Source organism: Pseudomonas yamanorum (assembly GCF_013386765.1).
GTDB lineage: Bacteria > Pseudomonadota > Gammaproteobacteria > Pseudomonadales > Pseudomonadaceae > Aquipseudomonas > Aquipseudomonas yamanorum_A.
Genome location: NZ_JACARE010000003.1, coordinates 445,893 through 465,995 on the forward strand (window position 1 = coordinate 445,893; position 20,103 = coordinate 465,995).

Sequence of the window (20,103 nt, forward strand, 5' to 3'; positions counted from 1 at the left end):
CAAATGTGGGAGCTGGCTTGCCTGCGATAGCGGTGCATCAGACCTATCGAGGTGTCCGCATCGCAGGCAAGCCAGCTCCCACAGGGTTTGTGTCGGCTCTCAGGTGCCGACACCCCTTGGTTCAGTTGCTCTTGACGGCGTAATCCGGCTTCTTGTCATTGCCAGGGATGTACGGGCTCCACGGCTGCGCACGAATCGGCTCCTGGGTCTGCCACACCACCGAGAACTGCCCGTCGGCCTGGATCTCACCGATCATCACCGGCTTGTGCAGGTGGTGGTTGGTCTTGTCCATGGTCAGGGTGAAACCGGACGGCGCGGCGAAGGTCTGCCCGGCCATGGCTTCACGCACTTTGTCGACGTCGGTGGACTTGGCTTTCTCCACCGCCTGCGCCCACATATGGATGCCCACGTAGGTGGCTTCCATCGGATCGTTGGTCACGGCTTTGTCCGCGCCTGGCAGGTTGTGGGCCTTGGCATAGGCCTTCCAGTCGGCGACGAATTTCTTGTTCACCGGGTTCTCCACCGACTGGAAGTAGTTCCAGGCGGCGAGGTTGCCCACCAGCGGCTTGGTGTCGATGCCGCGCAGTTCTTCTTCGCCCACGGAGAAGGCGACTACCGGTACGTCGGTAGCCTTCAGGCCCTGGTTCGCCAGCTCTTTGTAGAACGGCACATTGGAGTCGCCGTTCACGGTGGAGATCACTGCAGTCTTGCCACCGGCGGAGAATTTTTTGATGTTGGCCACGATGGTCTGGTAGTCGCTGTGGCCGAACGGGGTGTAGACCTCTTCGATGTCTTTATCCGCTACGCCTTTGGAGTGCAGGAACGAACGCAGAATCTTGTTGGTGGTGCGCGGGTACACGTAGTCGGTGCCCAGCAGGAAGAAGCGCTTGGCGCCGCCGCCTTCTTCGCTCATCAGGTATTCCACCGCCGGGATCGCCTGCTGGTTCGGCGCCGCACCGGTATAGAACACGTTGGGCGACATCTCTTCGCCTTCGTATTGCACCGGGTAGAACAGCAAACCGTTGAGTTCTTCGAACACCGGCAACACCGATTTACGCGACACCGAGGTCCAGCAACCGAACACCACGGCGACCTTGTCCTGGGTCAGCAACTGGCGGCCCTTTTCGGCGAACAGCGGCCAGTTGGAGGCCGGGTCGACCACCACCGGTTCGAGCATCTTGCCGTTCACACCGCCCTTGGCGTTGATCTCGTCGATGGTCATCAGCGCCATGTCTTTGAGCGAGGTCTCGGAGATTGCCATGGTCCCGGACAGCGAGTGCAGGATGCCGACCTTGATGGTCTCGGCGGCCTGCACGGTCCAGGTCATGCCCATGGCGGCAATGGATGCCGAGAGAGTGAAAGCCTTGATCAAGCTGCGACGCTTCATGGTGCGATCTCCAGAACTCAATGTTGTTGTAAGGGCAGATGCTGGAGACATTGCAAGGGGTGTGCCTAGTCGGTTGCAGGTATGTATTCGCCGTTTTTGCCCGATGCGGCCCGGCGGTGGCGCACCACAAAAAGGCAGTGTCTGGTGGTGGTGCGTGACGCTGCTCCGGAACGGGGCGCGCAACGTCGCTTGAGGCAAATCGTTAACTACCTACCGCTTGAGTCGGGTTACCGGTGGCGAAAATGGCCCACGACAACACCGATCCAGCGTTTTTAAAGGGAGTTCGCATGGCCATCAGATTATCGCGGGAACAACGCGCCGCCGGCTCAAACAGGGGCGCTGCCCGACTGCCGGCACTGAGCGACGCATTTGTGCATGAGGCGGATGCGGCTTATTGGGCACACAATAAAATTGGCGGACGCCGCGAACGAGAATACGGCGGCGTAATTGTGCGCGGGCCGACAGGGCTGTACCGCGCCACCGAACCACTGCCTGGCGACGACATGCAGTTCAATTTGCTCAAAGTACTCGCGCTTGGCGACGATGGGTATTACCAGCAGCCCAAGGGCTACACGTGCGTCGCGAGCTACCATTCACACCCGGCGCAACATGAGCGAATCGGGCAACGAAACCCGAGTTTTGATGCCCGAATGGTGAAGGCTTTCCTCGGATTTTTTTCGGGGTCGGACTTTTCTCACGATGTCGATGATCGACTGTTTTTCCAGGCGGCCTATCTCTCGGGGCCGGACGGCTCGCTGATTCGTTACGCGCCGAGTGGCTCGCCGCAAGAGCGCAGTTTTGCGTTGTGGCTGCGGGCGGGAAAGCCGGCGGGGAATAAGGTCGGGGTCTATGGTCCGTTCAGCGAGTTGGTGAAAAAAATCTCCACGCTGGGAGAACTCAGCCTGATCGTACCCACCGATTTGTGGGGTGGTTCGATGGGCGTCGTGCCGGCCGATTGGGTGGTGTTCGAACCCTTCACATCAACAGCCGTTACGAGCCAACCGCTGTACACATCGATTTGTGAGCGGGCGGAGGACGCAATCAAGGCCGCGCAAGCTGAGTCCGTTATCATCCCGGAGGGCCGCACATTCGGTTTTTTGCTCAAACACCGCAACGGCGAACACTACGTGGCAACTTTCCCCAGGGCCGAAAGCACGCCGTTGTTCTCTCCAAAGGGCACATTCCCGCACAAAGGCGATTACGAATGGGCGTTGCCTGCCAACTATGCCCTTGAAGCCATCTACTTCCGTTCGTCGCCTTCGCCCACCGAGACCAGCGCGCGGGAGCCCTGGTTGTATTCCACTTTTATTAAACCGGCCGAGCTGCTCGCAGCTATCTCTCAGGAAAGAGCTACCCGGATAAACCAGGAAACGAGCCGTGGGTTGCAGCTGTATGCGCTGGTCCCGGACGGCGCGCTGCTCAAACTCAAGGTGCCCGCTGTCAGTGCTGCCGGTGACCTGGCCCGGCAGAGTCCCGACGGTGTACTCGATGATAATGGGGCCGAGGCTGAGCTGGTGGCTGGCACGTTGACACCGCGTGATTACGTGCGCCGGGTGCTTGCCGTCACTGAGTTATCGGTGGTGTGGCGTGGTGCGCTGTGGCGCGATGTGGGCCCGGTGGACACGCGTTCGCCATTGCTTGCCGCGTTCCCCAACGCGACCTGGAACGGTCATTTCCGCACCGCCCGTGATGCGGCGGTGTATGCCCATCTACAAATCGGCTCGCGGCGTGGCCGTTACTACGGTGGCTATATTCTCAAGAGTGAAGATGGGCGTTTTGTCGCAACGATCCCCCAGGAAAGTGCGAGCAACCCCTTTGACGGCACGCTGTTCTTCCCCTTGGGCGATCGCGGGCCGCTGATTCCGCAGGTGGGCTATGAGGTGCATGGGCGTTACGGTTCCCACCCGGCCTTGTCGATGGTCGACCCTGCGTGGGTCGAGGCGCGTGGCTGGACGCGCGAAGCGGCGATGATCAATTTGCAGGTGTTTTCCCCCGAGGAAACCGCCTCGATCATCGCTTCACAGCGCCCTGCCTATTTGTCGGCGGGGCAAGACTGCCTGCTGGCCTATACGCCGGGCGGCCCATCCTGGACAGGGCCGTTCGCCGATCCCTCGCTGACGCCTGCCCAGTGGGTCGTACGATTGGCGGCAAGCGGCGATCTGCGCGTGATAGAAGGCAATGCGTTATGGGGCCCACGGGCGAAGATTGGCAGTGACTGGATGCCCCATGCCACCTACTCTCAGCCTCTCGGCCCGCCCGAGTACGTCACCTACGGCGCCCTGTTCGGCACTGCCGATGCCGCCGCACGTAACCTGCATGCCCGCGTGCATGGGAGTAACCGGACAACCCAGGACTGTTTTGCGTTTGTCCTCAAGCACAAGGACCGGGAGCAATACATCGCCACCGAGGTGGTGTGTGTGGAGGGGGCCAATACGTTATTCAAACTCAATAGCCTGTTTGCCGTCGATGGCGCCTCGGGCTTCCGGTTTCCTGAGGGGTTTGTATTGCATGCGTTGTTTCGCTCGCAGCACTGGCAACCCACGGGGCTGAGTACGAGCAGTGCGTGGTTGACGACTTACTTTGTGATGCCGATGGTGCTGTATGTCGCGGTGTACGATTCCGAACGCAGGGGGCGCCAATACAACAAGGGCACAAACCTGCCGGTGTATTTATCGACCCTGGACGGTGCGCTGCTCTGTTACTTGCCCGCGCCAATCGTTATCGGACAGGGCGGGCTGGTGGAAGCCGAATTTACGCAGGCTACTGCATTGCTGGCTTCGGGTCAGAAGACGTCGTTGGATTTTGTCCGCGAGTGGGCTAAACGTGGCCAGCTTCGCGTGGTGCGCACCAGCCAGTGCTGGGACAAGTTGGGCGTGGTGGGTGAAACCTGGTCGGGCTACGAGAACCTGGTGCGACGGCGATTGAGTCCTTCCTTCGCCAACCCCGATGACGCGATACGTCATGTCGCGGCGCAGGTGGGGCCGAGGCTGCGGCGTACCTATGGGGGCGTGGTCCTCAGGCTGGTCAATGGGCTGTTCGCGGCCACCGAGCCGCTGGTGGTGCCGCCCCGGGGGTTCACCACCGACTGGATTTACCCGAACCCAAGCATTTCGATGGGCCTGTACCCGCCCGGCAGTACCGTCGTAGCACGTTACTCCTCGCTGGTGGAACGGGAGGTGCCCATCCTGCTGTCGGCTTCCCAGAAAACCCTCTACACCTCCATGATCCCCAGTGCGGTACTGGCGAACCTGCTGTTTCATGAGGCGCATATCGGCAGCGAATATGTGTTTGGGCCCAACGGTTCGATACTCAGCTACGGAGCGTCCCAGTCTGCCGCGGAGTTGGCCCTAAAACGCGCTCTGGCCGCGCGTAACCTGGTGAGAGGCGACCTTGCCGACAACCAGATTGAGCAGGACATTCGCGAAGGGCGCCTGCTGCCGTCGGACTTTGTCACTCAAGTTGCCAAGGCCGGCACCCTGCGTGTGGTTGAGGACAGCCCGATGTGGGGGCCGGCCAGGACGCTCAAGGGCACGTTTGTTCCCTCCGTCCTGCGACCTGGTCCATTGTCGATCCGAGCCACGAGCGCGGACCCACGCTATAGCCCGATATTTACCCAGGCATTTGACGCGGTGCGGCACGTTCACTTGCAGTACCGCGCCGATACACAGGTGAAGTTTGGCTATGTGTTCAAGTCACAGAAAAAACCGCTGTACATGGCCACCATGCCACTGGTGCGGGAAAACTACGCCCATCTTGCGCAGGTGTTCATCGATGGCCTCTTACCCCAAGGTTTCAGGCTGGAAGGGTTTTACTTGTGCGCTCACGATGAGCCATTCACCGAACCTGGCGATGAGATGGTGTATAGCTTCTTCAGCCCGCAGGACATTGCCAATGCCCTGAACTTCCTCAAGACATCCGGCAATGGACGTATCTCTCCTTTGTACCTGATGTGTGCCGACGGCGCGTTGCTCAGCTATCAGTTGACGGCGCAGAAAGCGGTATTTGGCTTGATGAATAAGGCGCGTAGCGCACGAACCCGCTTGCTGGAGGGTTCCCTGAGTGGGCGTGACTACATCCTCGACCTGGCGACCAAGGGGGAGCTGTATATCCGTGTGACAAGCCGCATCTGGGGCAAGAAGCAACGCGTGACGGAGCGATGGCATCCCCAGTTACCGCCCGACAGCGCCATCAGCGATCCGCACTTTCATTCGTTTTGTGGCCCGCTGTTCGGTCATATCGATGACGCGGCCCGGTCGGCGCTGAGCCGGGTGGGGGCATTCGCCGCAAAAGAGTACATAGGCGCAGTAATGGCGCCGCCCGAGACAGCCGGCTATGTGGCGTTGGACCCGGTGGAAGACGCTGACTGGGGCATTGGCAGCCCGAACAGCCTGGATTTGTTGTTCTGGTCCGATAAGCAGGGTTTCTATGTGCTTCCCACGCATTTGCTATCCACGTACAGCATCGTGGCGATACACGCGTTCTACAAAACGATTGCCTCGACGGTGAGCCGTGAGCCCATTGACCAGGACCTGCTGCAGAGCTTTGTCTCCACGCATGACCTGCGGCGCTATGTGGAGGTGCTGCAGCGCAATTTGCCGCAGGCCCAAAGTTGCTACCTGAGCTGCCGGGGCGGCGCGTTGCTCAAGTACGTGCCCAGTTTCTCCACCCAGGAAACCGCACTGCTGCAACCCAGCTTACCGCCCACCCCCAGCAAGTTAGTGAGTCAACTGAGAAGAGTCGGCCAACTCTCAGTGCTGGACACTGACGCGTTCTGGACACACCAGGGTGCCCTCGGTGAAGAGTGGCAAGTCGAGGACGTGCAGCACCAACCGGAGGATCAGGACGTGCTTGAGCACGATGAGCTCTGACGGTGCGTCTGGGCAATTGTCCAGCGCAGCGGCCTGAAGGCAAGGCGTCAGCGCTTGCGCATCAGCCCGATAAAAAACAGCCCGCCGATGGCCGCCGTGGCCACGCCGATGGGCAGGTCTTCAGGCGCGATCATTGTGCGGGCAGCCACATCGACCCATACCAGAAACACACTGCCCAGCAGCACGCACACCGGCAATAACCGCCGGTGTTCAGCGCCCACAAGACGCCGGGCAATGTGCGGCACCATCAGCCCGACAAAGCCGATGGAGCCGCTGATGGACACCAGCACGCCCGTCATCAGCGAGGCGATCAGGAACACCTTCAAGCGCACATTGCGCGCGTTCAGGCCCAGGGTCACGGCGGTCTGCTCACCGGCCATCAGCGCGTTCAACGGACGCGCCATGCCCAGCAGCAACACCAGCCCCAGCAACACCGTAGCGAAGGGAATTGCCAGCAACTCCCAACGCGCCAGACCGAGGCCGCCGAGCATCCAGAACATCACCGCCGATGCCGCGCGGTGGTCGCCCATGAACAGCAGCAAGTTAGCCACCGCCATCATCACGAACGACACCGCCACGCCACACAGCAGCAGTCGGTCACTCTCCAGCCGACCGTTGCGACTGGCCACTGCCAGCACCACGATCATGCTCAGCAACGCACCGATGAACGCCGCGATGGGCAGGGTCAGCAAGCCGATCACTTCACCCACATGCAGCACCACGATCACCGCGCCGAGGGTGGCGCCGGAGGTCACGCCGAGCAGGTGCGGGTCGGCCAGCGGGTTGCGGGTGACGGCCTGCAACACCGCCCCGATCAACGCCAGCCCGGCGCCCACCAGGGCGCCGAGCAACATGCGCGGCACTCGGATCAGCCACACGATATGTTCCTGCCCCGCGCTCCAGTCCACCTCGCCCATACCGAAGGCTTTATGCAGCAAAATCCGCCACACCACGTCCACCGGCACCCGCGCCGAGCCGAACCCCAGCGAGACCACGCACGAGATCAGCAACAACGCGCCAAGGGCACTCAGCAGCAGGGCATAGCGACGGGTGATCATTCGCCGTGGAACCCCTTGGCCAGGGTTTCAACCGCCAGCACGTTGTCGATGCCCGGTGTGGCCTGCACGTAGGGAATCACAATAAAGCGCTGGTTCTTGATGGCGTCCACCGATTGCAGCGCCGGGTTGTTCAGCAGGAACTGCTCTTTTTGGTCCGCGGTGATTTCGCTGTAGTCGACGATCACGATGACCTGCGGGTTGCGCTCCACCACGGTTTCCCAATTGACGCGGGTCCAGCTGGCGTCCACATCGTCGAGGATATTGCGCCCGCCGGCGGCGTCGATCAGCGCTTGGGGCATGCCCAGGCGGCCGGAGGTCATGGCGCGGTCTTCACCGCTGTCGTAGAGGAACACGCGAGGTTTTTCGGCGGGCAGGGTTTTCTGTACCTCGGCCACTTGCCCCTGCATCTGTGCGATCAGGGCATTGGCGCGGTCCTGCACATCGAAGATCTTGCCCAGGTTGCGCAGGTCGTTATAGGTGTCTTCCAGCGTGGCGGCCGGGCGCTTCATCACGAAGGCGCAGGACTCGGTCAGCTCATAGACGTTGATGCCCAAGGGTTGCAGGGTTTGCGGGGTGAGGTCGCCACCGACGCGCATGCCGTAGTCCCAGCCGGCGAAGAAGAAGTCGACGTTGGCATTCAGCAGGGTTTCCACCGACGGGTATTTGCTCGCAAGCTCCGGCAGGCCGTCGAGGATCTGCGCCATTTGCGGGGTCACCGACTTCCAGCCGGTGACCCCGCTGTAGCCGGCCATGTGCGACTTGAGGCCGAGGGCGAGCATCATCTGGGTCATGTTGATGTCATGGCTGACCGCGTGCTTGGGTGCCTCGGCGAAGGTCACTTCGCGGTTGCAGCTCTGGATTTTCAGCGGGTAACGGGTCGCTTCGGCGAACGCCTGGGAAGTGCCGAGCAACAAAGCGAGAGACAGCAGGGAGCGCAGGATCATGGTTGGGTTATCCAGGTGATTCGGGGGTAGCCGGACAAGGGGTGGGTGTCGATCAATGCTTCAACGCCGAACACTTCGCGCAGCAGTTCGGCGGTCAGCACTTCATGAGGTGTGCCGCTGGCGACGATGCGCCCGTGGTTGATCACGTACAGGCGATCACAGAACGCGGCGGCCAGGTTCAGGTCGTGGATGCTCGCCAGGGTGCCGATGTTCAGGCGCTTGACCAGTTGCAGCAACTGCAGCTGATAGCGTGGGTCGAGGTGGTTGGTCGGCTCGTCGAGGATCAGCAATTGCGGTTGCTGGGCCAGGGCGCGGGCGAGGATCACCCGTTGCTTCTCACCGCCCGACAGGGTGGCGAAGGCATGGTCTTCAAAGCCCAGCAGGCCGACGTTTTCGAGGGCCTGGCGGATCAGGTCCTGGTCTTCAACCGTGTCGCTGTCGAACAGGCCCTTGTGAGGTGTGCGGCCCATGGCGACCACTTCATCCACCCGCAGGCCGAACGCATCGGGAAACTCCTGGAGCACCACGGCGATACGCTGCGCGCACCACTTCGAGGATTGCTTCCACACGTTCTGGTGTTCCAGCAGCACCTCGCCCTCGGCCGGTTTGCTGAACCGATAGGCACAGCGCAGCAGGCTGGTCTTGCCGCTGCCGTTGGGGCCGATCAGGCCGACAAACTCACCGGCGCTCACGTGCAGGCTGGCGTCACGCAGTTGGAACTGGTGATGACAGTGCTCGTGGCCTGGCGGGGTCCAGGCGAGGTCGGTGAGGTTGAGTGAGGTCATCTTTACTCTCAGGTTCGATACGGGCCCCTGTGGGAGCTGGCAAGCCAGCTCCCACACTGGATTTTCGTTGCTTTAGAAGGTGTAGTCCGCTGTCACGAAGAACGAGCGCGGCTCGCCAAGGATCCATTGCTGGCCGTTATTGTATTGGCTGACGGCGTAGGTGCGGTCGAACAGGTTATTCAATTGCAGGCCCAATGTCGTGTTGCGCATGGCTTTCCATGACACGCTGGCGTCGACCACGGTGTAGCTTGGCACTTCGCTGGTGTTGGCGGTGTCGGCATAACGCGCGTCAACGTAGCGCACACCGGCACCGGCACGCACGTCGTCAGTGATCGCCTTGCTCAGCCACAGGTTGGCGGTGCGGCGCGGTACATCGGTGGGGCGGTTGCCGTCGCGGGACACAGCCTGGCCGTTGACCACTTCGGAGAAGTCGTCGTACTGCGCCCGCACGATGGCCGCGTTGGCTTGCAGTTGCCAGGCGTTGGGCAGTTGCAGGTCAAGGCTGGCTTCCAGGCCGTTGGAGGATTGTTGGCCGACTTGTTCCTTGAGGTCGGTGCCTGGCACATCGGTCAGTAGTTTTTTCTTGATGATGTGGTAGGCCGCCAGGGTCCATTCACCACGAGAATCCCAGAAGGCCTGCTTGATGCCGATTTCAGTCTGCTTGGCGGTCGACAGGCCGAACTGTTGCTGGCTCGGGCTCAGCGTGATCAGGCTGCCGACGCCATCGGTGCTGGTGGCGTACTGGCCGTAGACCGAGGTGTCCGGGGTGATCGCGTAGACCAGGCCGGCTTTCCAGTTGTTGCCGGTGAAGGTCTTGTTGGAGTCGCTGTTGTTCTGTGTCAGGTCTTCACGATCGATGTGCAGATAGTCGCGGCGCACGCCGGTGATCAGCGACAGTTTGTCGGTCAGTTGCAGGCGGTTTTCGGCGAACGCGGCAAGCTGTTTGGTGGTGCTGACGGACTGTGGAATGAACGGACTGGCGCTTTCAAACGGCTGCGGTACCGGATGCAGAATGTCCACCGGTTGGCCGTCGCTCAGGTCGTTGAACGGCGAGTTGCTGGCCAGGCGGAAGCGAATGCGGTTGTACTCGACGCCTGTCACGGTCTGGCTGTCGAGGCCGAACAACGTGTGCTTGAAGGTAAAGGTCTGGCGGTCGCCGACCTGTTCCTGGTTGTGCTTGATGCCCAGGTAGCTCTGGCGCACCAGGCCGCCGTCGACAAAGTTGTAGCTCTCGGCGTTCTGCCAGCGGCGCTGGTTTTTCAGGTAGGACAGTTCGTTGGTGGCGGTGACGTTGTCGTTGATCTGCCACTCGCTGGTCAGGCGCGTCCACTGGTCGTTGTAATGCTGGATATCGTTGCTGACGTTGTAGTTCTTGTCCCGCAGGCCCTTGTGCAACTGGCCGTTGATCAGTGGCGTGCCGTAATCGTTTTGCGGGGTCTGGTCGCCGTAGTCGGTGGCCAGGGTGAAGCTCAGGTTGTCGGCTGCCTGCCAGCGCAGGGCACCGCTGACGAAGTCGCTTGCGGACTCGCCACGGTCGATAAAACCATTGCTGCGCAGGCGGTTGATGTTCAGGCGATAGCTCAGGGTATCGGTCAGCGAGCCGCCGCTGTCCAGGGCTTGCTGCTGGCGATCATAAGAACCGTAGCCCAGGCGGATATGGTTTTCGATCTCGCCCTCGAAAGGTTTCTTCGGGATGGTGTTGATCACTGCGCCGGTGGCACCCTGGCCATACATCACCGAGGCCGGACCGCGCAGTACATCCACGCGCTCCACGGACCAGGTGTCGACCGGGAAAGTGGACGTGCCCGCGCCATCGAACATGCGGGCGCCGTCGTAGAGTTGCAGTACCGAACTCTGGCCGGTGAAACCGCGGGCCGACAATGAGGTGCCGCCGTCGCCAGGTGTGCCGGTGCGGCTGATGCCGGTGGCCCGGGAAATGGCGTCCTGCACCGTGGCGTCGCCCCGTGCGCGGATCTGTTCGCCGGTCTGGCTCTCAACGCTGCCCGGAGTTTGCAGGGCTGTGAGGTTCAGGCGCGAACCAGCCGTGGTCGGGGTGTTCAGGTCGACGCGTTCATCGTCCACCGCAGGCGCGGTGACGGGGCTGGCTGGGAGAGTCAGAGCCTGGGCGCTGTTATGCAGGGCGAGCAGGCACAGGCCGGACGCAAGGTACTTGTTCATCGGACGATAAATCGCTTCTTCGAGGCGGTACTTGCCGCAGGGCGCGGCAAGCCGGGAATATACAGCAAGTGTTATACTATAACACTTGCCATGGCGTGGGTGAAAGCCCGCGCAAGACTACCTAACGCCTCTATACAGGGCATCTCGCCTGTTTCATGCCGAACCTGAGGCAGATTCACGTTGTGCAAAAAGGCGTGAAAGCACCAGGCGGTCCAGTGCCCAGACCACGATCAGCGAGGCGCCCACCAGCGGAAAGACAATCGCCAGCCCGAGCATGATCGCCATCGCGGTTTTCCACTTCGGCAAGTCATGGCGCAACGGCGGAACCCCCAGGCCGCCCTGGGGCCGGCGCTTCCACCAGATCACCAGGCCGCTGACGGCACTGAGCAAAATCATCAGGCAAATCAGCAGCACGATGATCTGATTGACCACGCCGAACATCTTGCCCTCATGCAGCATCACGCCGGATTCGGTGACCCGCGCCACGGTGTTGTAGTGCTCCCAACGCACATCGGCCAGGACCTTGCCGGTATATTGGTCCACATGCAGGGTGGCGTCGTTGCGCGGGTCGTTGGCGAACACCGCGATGGTGAACACGCCTTCGGCGGTGGTGGGGAAGGTGATGCTGTAGCCGGGCTCGACGTTGCGCGAGCGCGCCAGGTCCGTGACGTGTTGCAGGCTGATGGTGGGTGCTGCCGGGCCTTTGGTCATGCCGCCATGCTTCATGTGCTCGGCGTGGTCGCCGGACATCGGCATTGGTGTGTTTTCCATGGCCCACGGCACGGTCTGCTGGCTTGCCGTATTGAGGATGCGGGCCTGCTGGTCGGACTGCGGGACGTTGTTCCACATCGCCGCCGGAAATTTATTCCACAGCTCGGCGTATTGCTTGCCCCAGAAGCCGGTCCAGGTCATGCCGCTGAGCAGCATCACCAGCAGAAAGGCCGCACCCCAGAAACCTGCGACCGCATGCAAATCGCGCCAGAACAAGCGACCGCGACTGCCCATTCGTGGCCACAGAATGCCCGCCGCCGACTTGCCCCGCGGCCACCACAAATACAGGCCAGAAATCACCAGCATCACGCCCCAGCCGGCGGCGAGTTCCACCAGGCGATCGCCGACGGTGCCGATCATCAACTCGCCGTGCAGCGCACGGGCGATGGCCTGCAGATTTTTCTTGGCGTCCTGTTCGCCGAGGACGGTGCCGCGATAGGGGTCGACGAATACGCTCACCTCGTGCCCGTCGTTTTGCATGACGAATTGCGCGCTGCTGGTGGCGTCGGCCGGCGGCAGGTACTTGCTGATCTTGCCTTGTGGGTAGGCGGCCTGGGCGCGTTGCAGTTGCTCGTCGGCACTCAGCGTGTGCTCGGCGCTTTGCACGGTCAGCAGGTGGCCGTACATCAGCGGGTCGAGCTGGGGCTTGAACAGATAGATGATGCCGGTCAGGGCCAGCAGCACCATGAACGGTGCGACAAACAGCCCGGCGTAGAAATGCCAGCGCCAGGCCAGGTTGTAGAAGGAAATCTTCGGTGGGTTCATCAGGGTGTGCTCCGCAAAGGCTTGGGTTTTTTGTGTTATCGAGGACGCCATCGCGGGCAAGCCCGCTCCCACAGGGGAATGCAGTTCAACTGTGGGAGCGGGCTTGCCTGCGATGCTCTTAGAAGCTCATGTCCACCTTGGTCCAGAGCGTGCGCCCCGGTTCCTTGATTGCTTGGGGGTCATTGGCCGGGTAGCCGAACCCGGCGTTGCCGGCCAGGTTCAGGTGCTCGGCGTACGCCTTGCCGAACAGGTTGTCGACGCCGGTGCTGACCTTGAAATTCTTATTGATGCGATACGCCGCGTTCAACGAGAACACGCCAAACCCCGAGCTCTTGTCGAAGTCCTTGCCGACTACGTTGCCCTTGTTCTGGTCGATGCGGTTTTGCGCCGCGACCACCCGCCACAAGGCGCCGGCGCTCCAGTCGTCCTGGCTGTAGGTGAGCCCGAAACGCGCATCCAGCGGCGGAATCTGTGGCAGCGGCTTGCCGTCGCTGCTGTTCTTGCCCCAGGCGTAGGCGAAGGTGGCATCGGCCTTCCAGTTGGCGGTCAGCTTGTACGCTGCGCCCAGTTCACCGCCCATGATTCGCGCATCCACATTGCGCGCCTGGGAGGTGGTGCCCATCATTCCCGGTTGGTAGTCGAACAGGATGAAGTCCCGCACCTGGCCGACGTAGCCCGAGGCCCAGGCGTCGAGGTCGGCGGATTTGTATTGCAGGCCGAAATCCAGCTGGGTGGTTTTTTCGGGCTTCACGCCGTCGAAGGCATTCACAGACCCCACCGCGCCGGTGTTCGGCGAAAACAGCTCCCAGTAGTCCGGGAAACGCTCTGAGTGGCCCAGGCCCGCGTACACGGTGGTCGGGCTGTCGGCCAGGTCGTGCTCATAGCGCACGAAGCCCGACGGCAGCGTGTCGGCGCGGGATTTATCGGCGGTAGGGTTGGGGCTGCTCATCATCCCTGAGTCGATGGTTTGCCGGAAATCCTTGGCCGAAGCACGGTCCACACGGGCGCCGGTGATCAGGCGGTCGCGGTCGGCGGCGTACCAGGTCAGCTCGCCGAACACGCCGTAGTTGTGGAAGTTGGCGTCCTTGCTGCGGGGCAGGTCCTTGTAGGTGTCGACGCCCATGGCGCTGCGTTCGCGGTGCTCGTTGGTTTGCGCATCGATGCCGCCGATCAACTGCACATCGGCCCAGCGCCAGGTGGCCTTGATGCGTGCGCCAAGGGTGCGGCGGTCGACGTTGGCCGCCATGGGGCCGGCCATCATCCCGGTGCCCGACGGGACGCGCAGGGTGTAGTTGTCCATCACGTGGTCGGCGTAGTTGTAGTAGACCTGCGCCTCGACCTTGTCCAGCACCTCGCCGATGTTCGACTTCTCGAAGCGCAGCCCGAGGCTTTCCCGCAGAAACTGCGAGCCGTCCATGCCGCGCCCGGCATAACGCGCCTCGCCGTCGCCACGGCCGGCGGTGAGTTCCAGCAGCGTGTCGGCGTCCGGGGTCCAGCCCACGGCTACGTCGCCATTCCACTTGTCGTAGCGCGAGGCGACGGTGTCGTTGTTGCCGTCCTTGTAGTCATCGGCGTGGGCCTGGTTGCCGATCACTCGCACATAACCCAATGGCCCGCCGGCTGCCGCGTCGACGACTTTATCGAAGCGCCCGTTGGAGCCTGCCAGGATGCTGGCGTTGACCCGTGTACCCAAGGTGCCGAACTGCTCGGGCTCGCGCTCGAACAGAATCGTGCCGGCGGAAGCGCCCGGGCCCCAGAGTACGGTTTGTGGGCCTTTGATCACGGTCAGCTTGTCGTAGGTTTCCGGCGAGATGTAGGAGGTGGGTGCGTCCATCCGGCCGGGGCAGGCACCGAGCATCATGCTGCCGTTGGTGAGGATATTCAGGCGCGAGCCGAACATGCCGCGCAGTACCGGGTCGCCATTGGTGCCGCCGTTGCGCACCAGGGCAAAGCCGGGGATGGTCTTGAGGTAGTCGCCGCCATCGCTGGCGGGCACCGGTTGGCGCGGGTCTTTCGGGTTGGTGACGATCGTCAGTGGCGAGCTGGGGGCGATCGCGGTGATCACCGTCGGGCTCAGTTCAGTGTCAGCCTGATCGGCGTGGGCCTGTGGAACCAGCAGCGCGCCGCACAGAACGGCGAAGACGGGAGTGCATCCCAAACGGGTGTCAGCAGAAAACCTGGACATGAAAAATTCCATCAATCAGTCGTAAACAACACGGCCAGCAGCCTGCGGCTGTCTTTTTGAAAGTCGGCCGGTGTGAAGTAACGGTGTGAAGTGCTTACGCGATGATGGGTGGCGCGCGGCTGCGGGCGCCGGGGAACACGGTTTGCCGGGCATGGCCCAGGCGTGGGGCGGGGGTGAGGGCGTTGGCGGGCGGTGGGCTGCCGAGGGTGACAAACGACACGCTGCCAGGCAGCGCCGGGCAACTGAAAAGCAGGCTGCAATAGCCGCACTTTTCCCACAGCACGTGGTGTTCGTCGGGGGCCTTTTGAGGTTTTGCGTCGCCATGGCAGCTCGGCATGTCCATGGACATTGCCATCGACATACCGGCGTGATGATCCATCGGCATCGCTTGGGAAATCAGCGGACCGATAAAGATCATCAGCATGGCGAACAGGCTGATCCAGCTGCCGCGCATAAGGCTCATCGGCTTACGGCGGTGTGCGGGCAACCTGGCGCGTGGGGCGCCCATCAAGGTTTATCTACTGGGCGTGCATGTGCTCGTGGCCGGCCATGGGCGGTTGCTTCTGCACCGACACTTCCACCTTCACGGGGCCGGCCTTCTCGAAATTCAGGGTCAGCGGGAAATGCTGGCCGTCGCGCAATACGCTGCGGTCCTTCAGGTCCAGCAGCATCACGTGGTAGGCCATGGGGGCGAACGTCAGGTCACCTTTGGCCGGCACCGCGACGCTGGTCACCTGTTGCATCTTCATCAGGTCGCCCTGCATCACATGCTCATGCAGCTCGGCCTTGGCGGCCACGGGCGTGTCGACGCTGAGCAGGCGGTCCGCATGCTCGCCCTGGTTATGAATCACGAAATACGCCGCGACGGTCGGCGCGTTGGGCGGCAGCTCCTGGGACCAGGGTTCGCTGACCACCAGCTCGCCGACCTTGAAGACTTCGGCATTGGCAGCAGCACACACCGGCAGCAACAACGCAGCCAGAAGCAGGGAAGATTTGAGCATGGCAGTTCTCCAGAACGGTTCTAAACGCAGTTCACTTGCGAAGAAATCAGACCGTTGGAGAGGCGCGGGGGTTAAGGCTCGGCCATTGCTGGCGCGGGGTAGGGGATTGCAATGACGGCGGCGGGAGGTCTTGCACCGCGTCGAATCGTGCGAAATACAGTGTTGGCGAATGCCCTGGCAGCGCCACCAACGGCGCCGACCCCGAGCAGCACCAGCAATGTTGCATGGTGGAGTGATCGTCCTGCTGCGGCGCCGGAATCTCCAGCTTGCCCAGGGCAATGGCCGTCAGCTTGTTGGCATTGGAGGAGCAGAAACTGCCCCATAGCAATTGCTTGACCGGGTCATCCGCCTGCTGCATCGCACCCGCCAGCGGCATAGCAAACGCATTGAACAGCACTGCAAGGCAGGCTATCCAGGCAATTGCAAAGCGTTGACGGGCCATGGCGGACAATCCGTAGGGTTAAGCGATCAGGTGGGTATTTAGCCTGATCGGGGGGGATAAGTAAAAAGGGACGGTGTGGTTTGGTGTCGCAGTGCTATCAACCAACCGTGGCGTGCAGCTTCAGGCCGAGGGCTTTCATGACCTTCATGATAGTCGCGAACTCGGGATTGCCAGTGCTGGAGAGGGCTTTATATAAACTTTCGCGTCCGAGGCCGGCGTCGCGGGCTACTTGAGTCATGCCTTGGGCGCGGGCGATGTTGTTGAGGGCTGAACGAATAAGCAGTCCGTTACCGGTATCCTCTTCGAAGCACGCTTCAAGATACTCGGCCATATCTTCAGGAGTCTTGAGGTGCTCCGCTATGTCGAAGTCTGTAAATTCAGTCATGGCTTACTCCTTTTTTTCAAAGTCTTCTGCAATTTGCTTAGCGCGCTGGATATCGCGTTTCTGCGTTGATTTATCACCGCCTATCAACAACAGGTAAACCACCTCCTCTCTACGAGTGAAATAAACCCGGTATCCAGGGCCGTAGTGGATGCGCATTTCCGAAACGCCATTTCCTACTGTTTCACAGTCTCCGAAGTTGCCTGATTGTGCGTTATCCAACCTTGCCAGTACGCGTGCACGGGCCGGTTTATTGTTTAACGAATCAAGCCACTCCAGGAAATGCTTGGATTTCTTGAAGTGAATCATCTTTGATCGTATTCCTTGGGATACAGAATGGCAAGTCAAGCTGCGCTGCAAAAGCAGTGCATCCCCATCGCAGACTCTGGTGCAAAACTGCGAGAGGGGAGCTTAGGGCGAGGGCTTTTGGCTGAACCAGCCGGCTGGTTCGGAGGGGGTTGTAAGGCGAATCGGTTTTTAAAGCGGGGTTGTCAAAAGGATGTCGATGATTGAGGCATTTTCCTACGAGGTCATTGCACCTTGCGATACAGGCGACTCGGTCTTCCTGCTGACTCGAGGTGATGCTATCGCAGGCAAGCCAGCTCCCACAGTTTGGATTGTGTTCGATTCGAATGTGGAGGCCCTCCACAGAAATTTCCGACAGCGATTGGCGGTTGTCCTTGGGAAACTCAATCTCTAGTCTCCGTACACCGCTGCAAAATCAGCGGTCGGGCGTCGCGGCCCGGATTTCTTCAGACGCAAAAGCGTCATCGTGTCCTTTCAGTTGGCGCTTTTTTATCGTCTACTGTGCGGCGCTATGGTGGCTGTGCGCGGGATACCTTCGGGTATGCCGGTGTTCTGGAGAGCCGGTCCGCGAACCTGCGTACAGCTGCCACCCCCATCGCATCGCGGCGATCAGTGGTAGCTCCTTTGCACTTCTCCGGAGCTTCACAATGATTAAACCTACCCCAAATCCCCCTTTTCGGCTGTTCACCGTAACCGACGGAATCAGCACCGAAGACTTGCTGGTCAACCTCATCGAAACACTTGCCTCGGCCAACGCGCTGAGTTGCGACTTGGCGTTTAGCCTGGAAGGATCGAAGCGAGAGGAGTTGTTGGGCGTTGCTCAGTTGATCGAACTGGCGGAGTTGCTGGCTGATCGGGTGCACGATGCTGCCGAACAGGCGGCCGCCACGCGGAGCTGACAGCGCGACGCAGGTTAGTGTGGGAGCTGGCTTGCCCGCGATGGCATCGCTGCGGTGTATCTGAACGACCGCGTCGTCTGTATCGCAGGCAAGCCAGCTCCCACCTTTGTTTCGTGTTGCGTCATACAGACTGGAATGCTTCCAGTACCGAGTTGACTGTCGTGAACTCCATATCCACCCCCGCCAACACCGGCCGCCTCAACACCAACACCGGCACCCCACGCTCCCTTGCCACTTCCAGCTTCGGCTCCGTAGCCGTGCTGCCGCTGTTCTTGCTGATCAGCACATCAATCTGCCGCCGCTCAAACAACGCCCGCTCGTCCTCGATCAAAAACGGCCCACGGGCGCCAATCACTTCGCAGCGTTCATTGCCGGGGTACACATCCAGTGCGCGCAACGTCCAGAACTGCTCGGAGGGGATTTCGTCGAGGTGCTGCAACGGCTCGCGGCCCAGCGTGAACAGCGGTCGCTTGAAGGGCTTGAGGGCTTCGATCAACTGCGCCCAGTCACTGACTTCGCGCCAGTCGTCACCGGCCTGTGGCTGCCATGCCGGGCGGCGCAGGGCCCAGCAGGCAACGTCGCACAAACCGGCGGCGCGGGCTGCATTGGCGCTGATCTGTGCGGCATATGGATGAGTCGCGTCCAGCACCAGCTCGATACCTTCATCGCGAATGAACTGCGCCAAGCCTTCAGCGCCGCCATAGCCGCCGACGCGCACCTGGCACCTAAGGTCGGTCGGAACGCGGCCAACGCCCGCCAGGCTGTAGATATGCTCGGGCCCCAGTGTGCGGGCAATGGCCAGGGCTTCCGTCACGCCGCCCAGCAGCAGGATGCGTTTCATAGCGGCTTGGTCACTTCGAGCAAAGTGATCGGCAGCGCCTGGCGCCAGGTATCAAAGCCCCCCAGCGGCTGGGCCTGGGCCACGTGAATGCGGGTCAGCTCGCCGCCGTGTTGTTCGCGCCAGGCCATCAGGGTCATTTCGCTTTGCAGGGTCACGGCGTTGGCCACCAGCCGGCCGCCGGGGCGCAGCTGTTGCCAGCAGGTGTCGAGCACGCCGTCACGGGTTACGCCGCCGCCGATGAAGATTGCGTCCGGCGCTTCGAGGCCTGCGAGGGCGTGGGGCGCAGTGCCGCGAATCAGTTGCAGGCCGGGGACGCCCAGGGCATCACGGTTGTGCTCGATCAGCAGTTGCCGGCCTTCATCGGCCTCGATGGCCAGGGCCCGGCAGCTGGGGTGGGCACGCATCCATTCGATCCCGATGGAGCCGCTGCCCGCGCCCACATCCCACAGCAGTTCGCCGGGCATTGGCGCGAGGCGGGCGAGGGTCATGGCGCGTACGTCACGCTTGGTCAACTGGCCGTCGTGCTTGAACGCCGAATCCGGCAACCCCGCCAGGCGTGACAGGCGCGGTGAGTTGGCGTCAGCCACGCAGTCGATGGCCACCAGATTCAATGCAGCAATCGGCTCGCCCTGCCAGTCCTGGGCGATACCGTCGACGCGCCGCTCATCCGGCCCACCCAGGTGTTCAAACACACTCAGGCGACTTGCGCCAAACCCACGCTCGGCCAACTGCGCTGCAATCGCTGCCGGGCTCTGGTCGTCATTACTCAGCACCAGCAAGCGTATGCCGGTGGCCAGGTGCGCATTCAGCGCCGCCAACGGCCGGGCAACCACCGACAGTGTCACCACGTCCTGCAACGGCCAGCCCAAACGCGCCGCCGCCAAAGACACCGAAGAGGGCGCCGGCAGAATCAGCAGCTCATCGGCGGGCAGCTGCCGCGCCAGGCTTGCGCCCACGCCATAGAACATCGGATCGCCGCTGGCCAGCACGCACACCGCCTCACCACGGCGCGCCAGCACCGGCTCCAGGGAAAACGGGCTGGGCCACAACTGGCGTTCGCCGCGAATGCACAGGGGCAACAAGTCCAGCTGGCGTTGGCCGCCAACTATGCGAGAGGCGCTCAACAGAGCGTGCCGGGCGTTTCTGCCCAGGCCCTTGAAGCCGTCTTCACCGATGCCTACTACCGTCAGCCAGGGCGACATATGAATTCCTTGAACGACATCCGACGGGCAGGCTTTTCATGCCGCCGGACAAAGCAGGCATAATACCGCGCCTTTACCCGTGAACCGGT

At 61.7% G+C, this 20,103-nt stretch carries 16 protein-coding genes; 2 read left to right on the forward strand and 14 right to left on the reverse strand.

The window, feature by feature from the left end:
* Nucleotides 1–121: 121 nt before the first annotated feature.
* Nucleotides 122–1,387 (reverse strand): urea ABC transporter substrate-binding protein, encoded by a 1,266-nt coding sequence (urtA, locus tag HX875_RS02570; protein ID WP_177041371.1) that lies wholly within the window; start codon nucleotides 1,385–1,387, stop codon nucleotides 122–124.
* A gap of 242 nt (nucleotides 1,388–1,629) precedes the next feature.
* Between urtA and HX875_RS02575 the strand changes: the two genes are divergently transcribed.
* Nucleotides 1,630–6,255, forward strand: coding sequence for a DUF4329 domain-containing protein (locus tag HX875_RS02575; RefSeq protein ID WP_256348018.1), 4,626 nt, complete (start codon nucleotides 1,630–1,632; stop codon nucleotides 6,253–6,255).
* A gap of 47 nt (nucleotides 6,256–6,302) precedes the next feature.
* Here HX875_RS02575 and HX875_RS02580 read toward each other — a convergent pair whose 3' ends face one another.
* From HX875_RS02580 to HX875_RS02630, 11 genes are all read right to left on the reverse strand, one after another.
* The gene (locus HX875_RS02580) at nucleotides 6,303–7,313 is read right to left on the reverse strand and encodes a FecCD family ABC transporter permease (RefSeq protein ID WP_177041373.1); all 1,011 of its coding nucleotides are present in this window, start codon (nucleotides 7,311–7,313) and stop codon (nucleotides 6,303–6,305) included.
* Complete coding sequence (locus HX875_RS02585) at nucleotides 7,310–8,257, reverse strand: ABC transporter substrate-binding protein (RefSeq protein WP_177041375.1); 948 nt, start codon at nucleotides 8,255–8,257, stop codon at nucleotides 7,310–7,312. Before HX875_RS02585 ends, HX875_RS02580 begins: the two co-directional genes overlap by 4 nt.
* Entirely contained in the window at nucleotides 8,254–9,042 is a 789-nt protein-coding gene (locus tag HX875_RS02590) for an ABC transporter ATP-binding protein (RefSeq protein ID WP_177041377.1), read from the reverse strand. Before HX875_RS02590 ends, HX875_RS02585 begins: the two co-directional genes overlap by 4 nt.
* 72 nt (nucleotides 9,043–9,114) lie before the next feature.
* Complete coding sequence (locus HX875_RS02595; protein ID WP_177041378.1) at nucleotides 9,115–11,220, reverse strand: TonB-dependent receptor; 2,106 nt, start codon at nucleotides 11,218–11,220, stop codon at nucleotides 9,115–9,117.
* 153 nt (nucleotides 11,221–11,373) lie between these two features.
* Complete coding sequence (locus HX875_RS02600) at nucleotides 11,374–12,756, reverse strand: PepSY-associated TM helix domain-containing protein (protein ID WP_177041379.1); 1,383 nt, start codon at nucleotides 12,754–12,756, stop codon at nucleotides 11,374–11,376.
* A 118-nt stretch (nucleotides 12,757–12,874) separates the two neighbouring features.
* Nucleotides 12,875–14,941 (reverse strand): TonB-dependent copper receptor, encoded by a 2,067-nt coding sequence (locus HX875_RS02605; RefSeq protein ID WP_177041380.1) that lies wholly within the window; start codon nucleotides 14,939–14,941, stop codon nucleotides 12,875–12,877.
* 94 nt (nucleotides 14,942–15,035) lie between these two features.
* The gene (locus HX875_RS02610) at nucleotides 15,036–15,395 is read right to left on the reverse strand and encodes a DUF2946 domain-containing protein (RefSeq protein ID WP_177041381.1); all 360 of its coding nucleotides are present in this window, start codon (nucleotides 15,393–15,395) and stop codon (nucleotides 15,036–15,038) included.
* A gap of 64 nt (nucleotides 15,396–15,459) precedes the next feature.
* Nucleotides 15,460–15,942, reverse strand: a complete 483-nt coding sequence (locus HX875_RS02615; RefSeq protein ID WP_177041382.1) for a copper chaperone PCu(A)C — start codon at nucleotides 15,940–15,942, stop codon at nucleotides 15,460–15,462.
* A gap of 46 nt (nucleotides 15,943–15,988) precedes the next feature.
* Nucleotides 15,989–16,384 carry a DUF2946 domain-containing protein gene (locus tag HX875_RS02620; RefSeq protein ID WP_008439034.1) on the reverse strand — a complete coding sequence of 132 codons (396 nt, stop codon included), beginning with the start codon at nucleotides 16,382–16,384 and terminating at the stop codon, nucleotides 15,989–15,991.
* A gap of 97 nt (nucleotides 16,385–16,481) precedes the next feature.
* Nucleotides 16,482–16,769 carry an addiction module antidote protein gene (locus HX875_RS02625; RefSeq protein ID WP_177041383.1) on the reverse strand — a complete coding sequence of 96 codons (288 nt, stop codon included), beginning with the start codon at nucleotides 16,767–16,769 and terminating at the stop codon, nucleotides 16,482–16,484.
* 3 nt (nucleotides 16,770–16,772) lie between these two features.
* Nucleotides 16,773–17,075 carry a type II toxin-antitoxin system RelE/ParE family toxin gene (locus HX875_RS02630; protein WP_177041385.1) on the reverse strand — a complete coding sequence of 101 codons (303 nt, stop codon included), beginning with the start codon at nucleotides 17,073–17,075 and terminating at the stop codon, nucleotides 16,773–16,775.
* Nucleotides 17,076–17,719: 644 nt separating this feature from the next.
* On the opposite strand from HX875_RS02630, the gene HX875_RS02640 reads away from it, so the two are divergent.
* Complete coding sequence (locus HX875_RS02640) at nucleotides 17,720–17,971, forward strand: DUF6124 family protein (protein WP_177041387.1); 252 nt, start codon at nucleotides 17,720–17,722, stop codon at nucleotides 17,969–17,971.
* Between the two features lie 121 nt (nucleotides 17,972–18,092).
* On the opposite strand, the gene HX875_RS02645 is transcribed toward HX875_RS02640, so the two are convergent.
* The gene (locus HX875_RS02645; protein ID WP_177041389.1) at nucleotides 18,093–18,812 is read right to left on the reverse strand and encodes a cobalt-precorrin-6A reductase; all 720 of its coding nucleotides are present in this window, start codon (nucleotides 18,810–18,812) and stop codon (nucleotides 18,093–18,095) included.
* The gene (gene cbiE / locus HX875_RS02650) at nucleotides 18,809–20,014 is read right to left on the reverse strand and encodes a precorrin-6y C5,15-methyltransferase (decarboxylating) subunit CbiE (RefSeq protein WP_177041391.1); all 1,206 of its coding nucleotides are present in this window, start codon (nucleotides 20,012–20,014) and stop codon (nucleotides 18,809–18,811) included. Before cbiE ends, HX875_RS02645 begins: the two co-directional genes overlap by 4 nt.
* Nucleotides 20,015–20,103 lie beyond the last annotated feature (89 nt).

Coding starts and splice junctions, on each gene's coding strand:
- urtA (WP_177041371.1), bottom strand. CDS start 1,387: ATGAAGCGTCGCAGCTTGATCAAGGCTTTCACTCTCTCGGCATCCATT.
- HX875_RS02575 (WP_256348018.1), top strand. CDS start 1,630: ATGGCCCACGACAACACCGATCCAGCGTTTTTAAAGGGAGTTCGCATG.
- HX875_RS02580 (WP_177041373.1), bottom strand. CDS start 7,313: ATGATCACCCGTCGCTATGCCCTGCTGCTGAGTGCCCTTGGCGCGTTG.
- HX875_RS02585 (WP_177041375.1), bottom strand. CDS start 8,257: ATGATCCTGCGCTCCCTGCTGTCTCTCGCTTTGTTGCTCGGCACTTCC.
- HX875_RS02590 (WP_177041377.1), bottom strand. CDS start 9,042: ATGACCTCACTCAACCTCACCGACCTCGCCTGGACCCCGCCAGGCCAC.
- HX875_RS02595 (WP_177041378.1), bottom strand. CDS start 11,220: ATGAACAAGTACCTTGCGTCCGGCCTGTGCCTGCTCGCCCTGCATAAC.
- HX875_RS02600 (WP_177041379.1), bottom strand. CDS start 12,756: ATGAACCCACCGAAGATTTCCTTCTACAACCTGGCCTGGCGCTGGCAT.
- HX875_RS02605 (WP_177041380.1), bottom strand. CDS start 14,941: ATGTCCAGGTTTTCTGCTGACACCCGTTTGGGATGCACTCCCGTCTTC.
- HX875_RS02610 (WP_177041381.1), bottom strand. CDS start 15,395: ATGCGCGGCAGCTGGATCAGCCTGTTCGCCATGCTGATGATCTTTATC.
- HX875_RS02615 (WP_177041382.1), bottom strand. CDS start 15,942: ATGCTCAAATCTTCCCTGCTTCTGGCTGCGTTGTTGCTGCCGGTGTGT.
- HX875_RS02620 (WP_008439034.1), bottom strand. CDS start 16,384: ATGGCCCGTCAACGCTTTGCAATTGCCTGGATAGCCTGCCTTGCAGTG.
- HX875_RS02625 (WP_177041383.1), bottom strand. CDS start 16,769: ATGACTGAATTTACAGACTTCGACATAGCGGAGCACCTCAAGACTCCT.
- HX875_RS02630 (WP_177041385.1), bottom strand. CDS start 17,075: ATGATTCACTTCAAGAAATCCAAGCATTTCCTGGAGTGGCTTGATTCG.
- HX875_RS02640 (WP_177041387.1), top strand. CDS start 17,720: ATGATTAAACCTACCCCAAATCCCCCTTTTCGGCTGTTCACCGTAACC.
- HX875_RS02645 (WP_177041389.1), bottom strand. CDS start 18,812: ATGAAACGCATCCTGCTGCTGGGCGGCGTGACGGAAGCCCTGGCCATT.
- cbiE (WP_177041391.1), bottom strand. CDS start 20,014: ATGTCGCCCTGGCTGACGGTAGTAGGCATCGGTGAAGACGGCTTCAAG.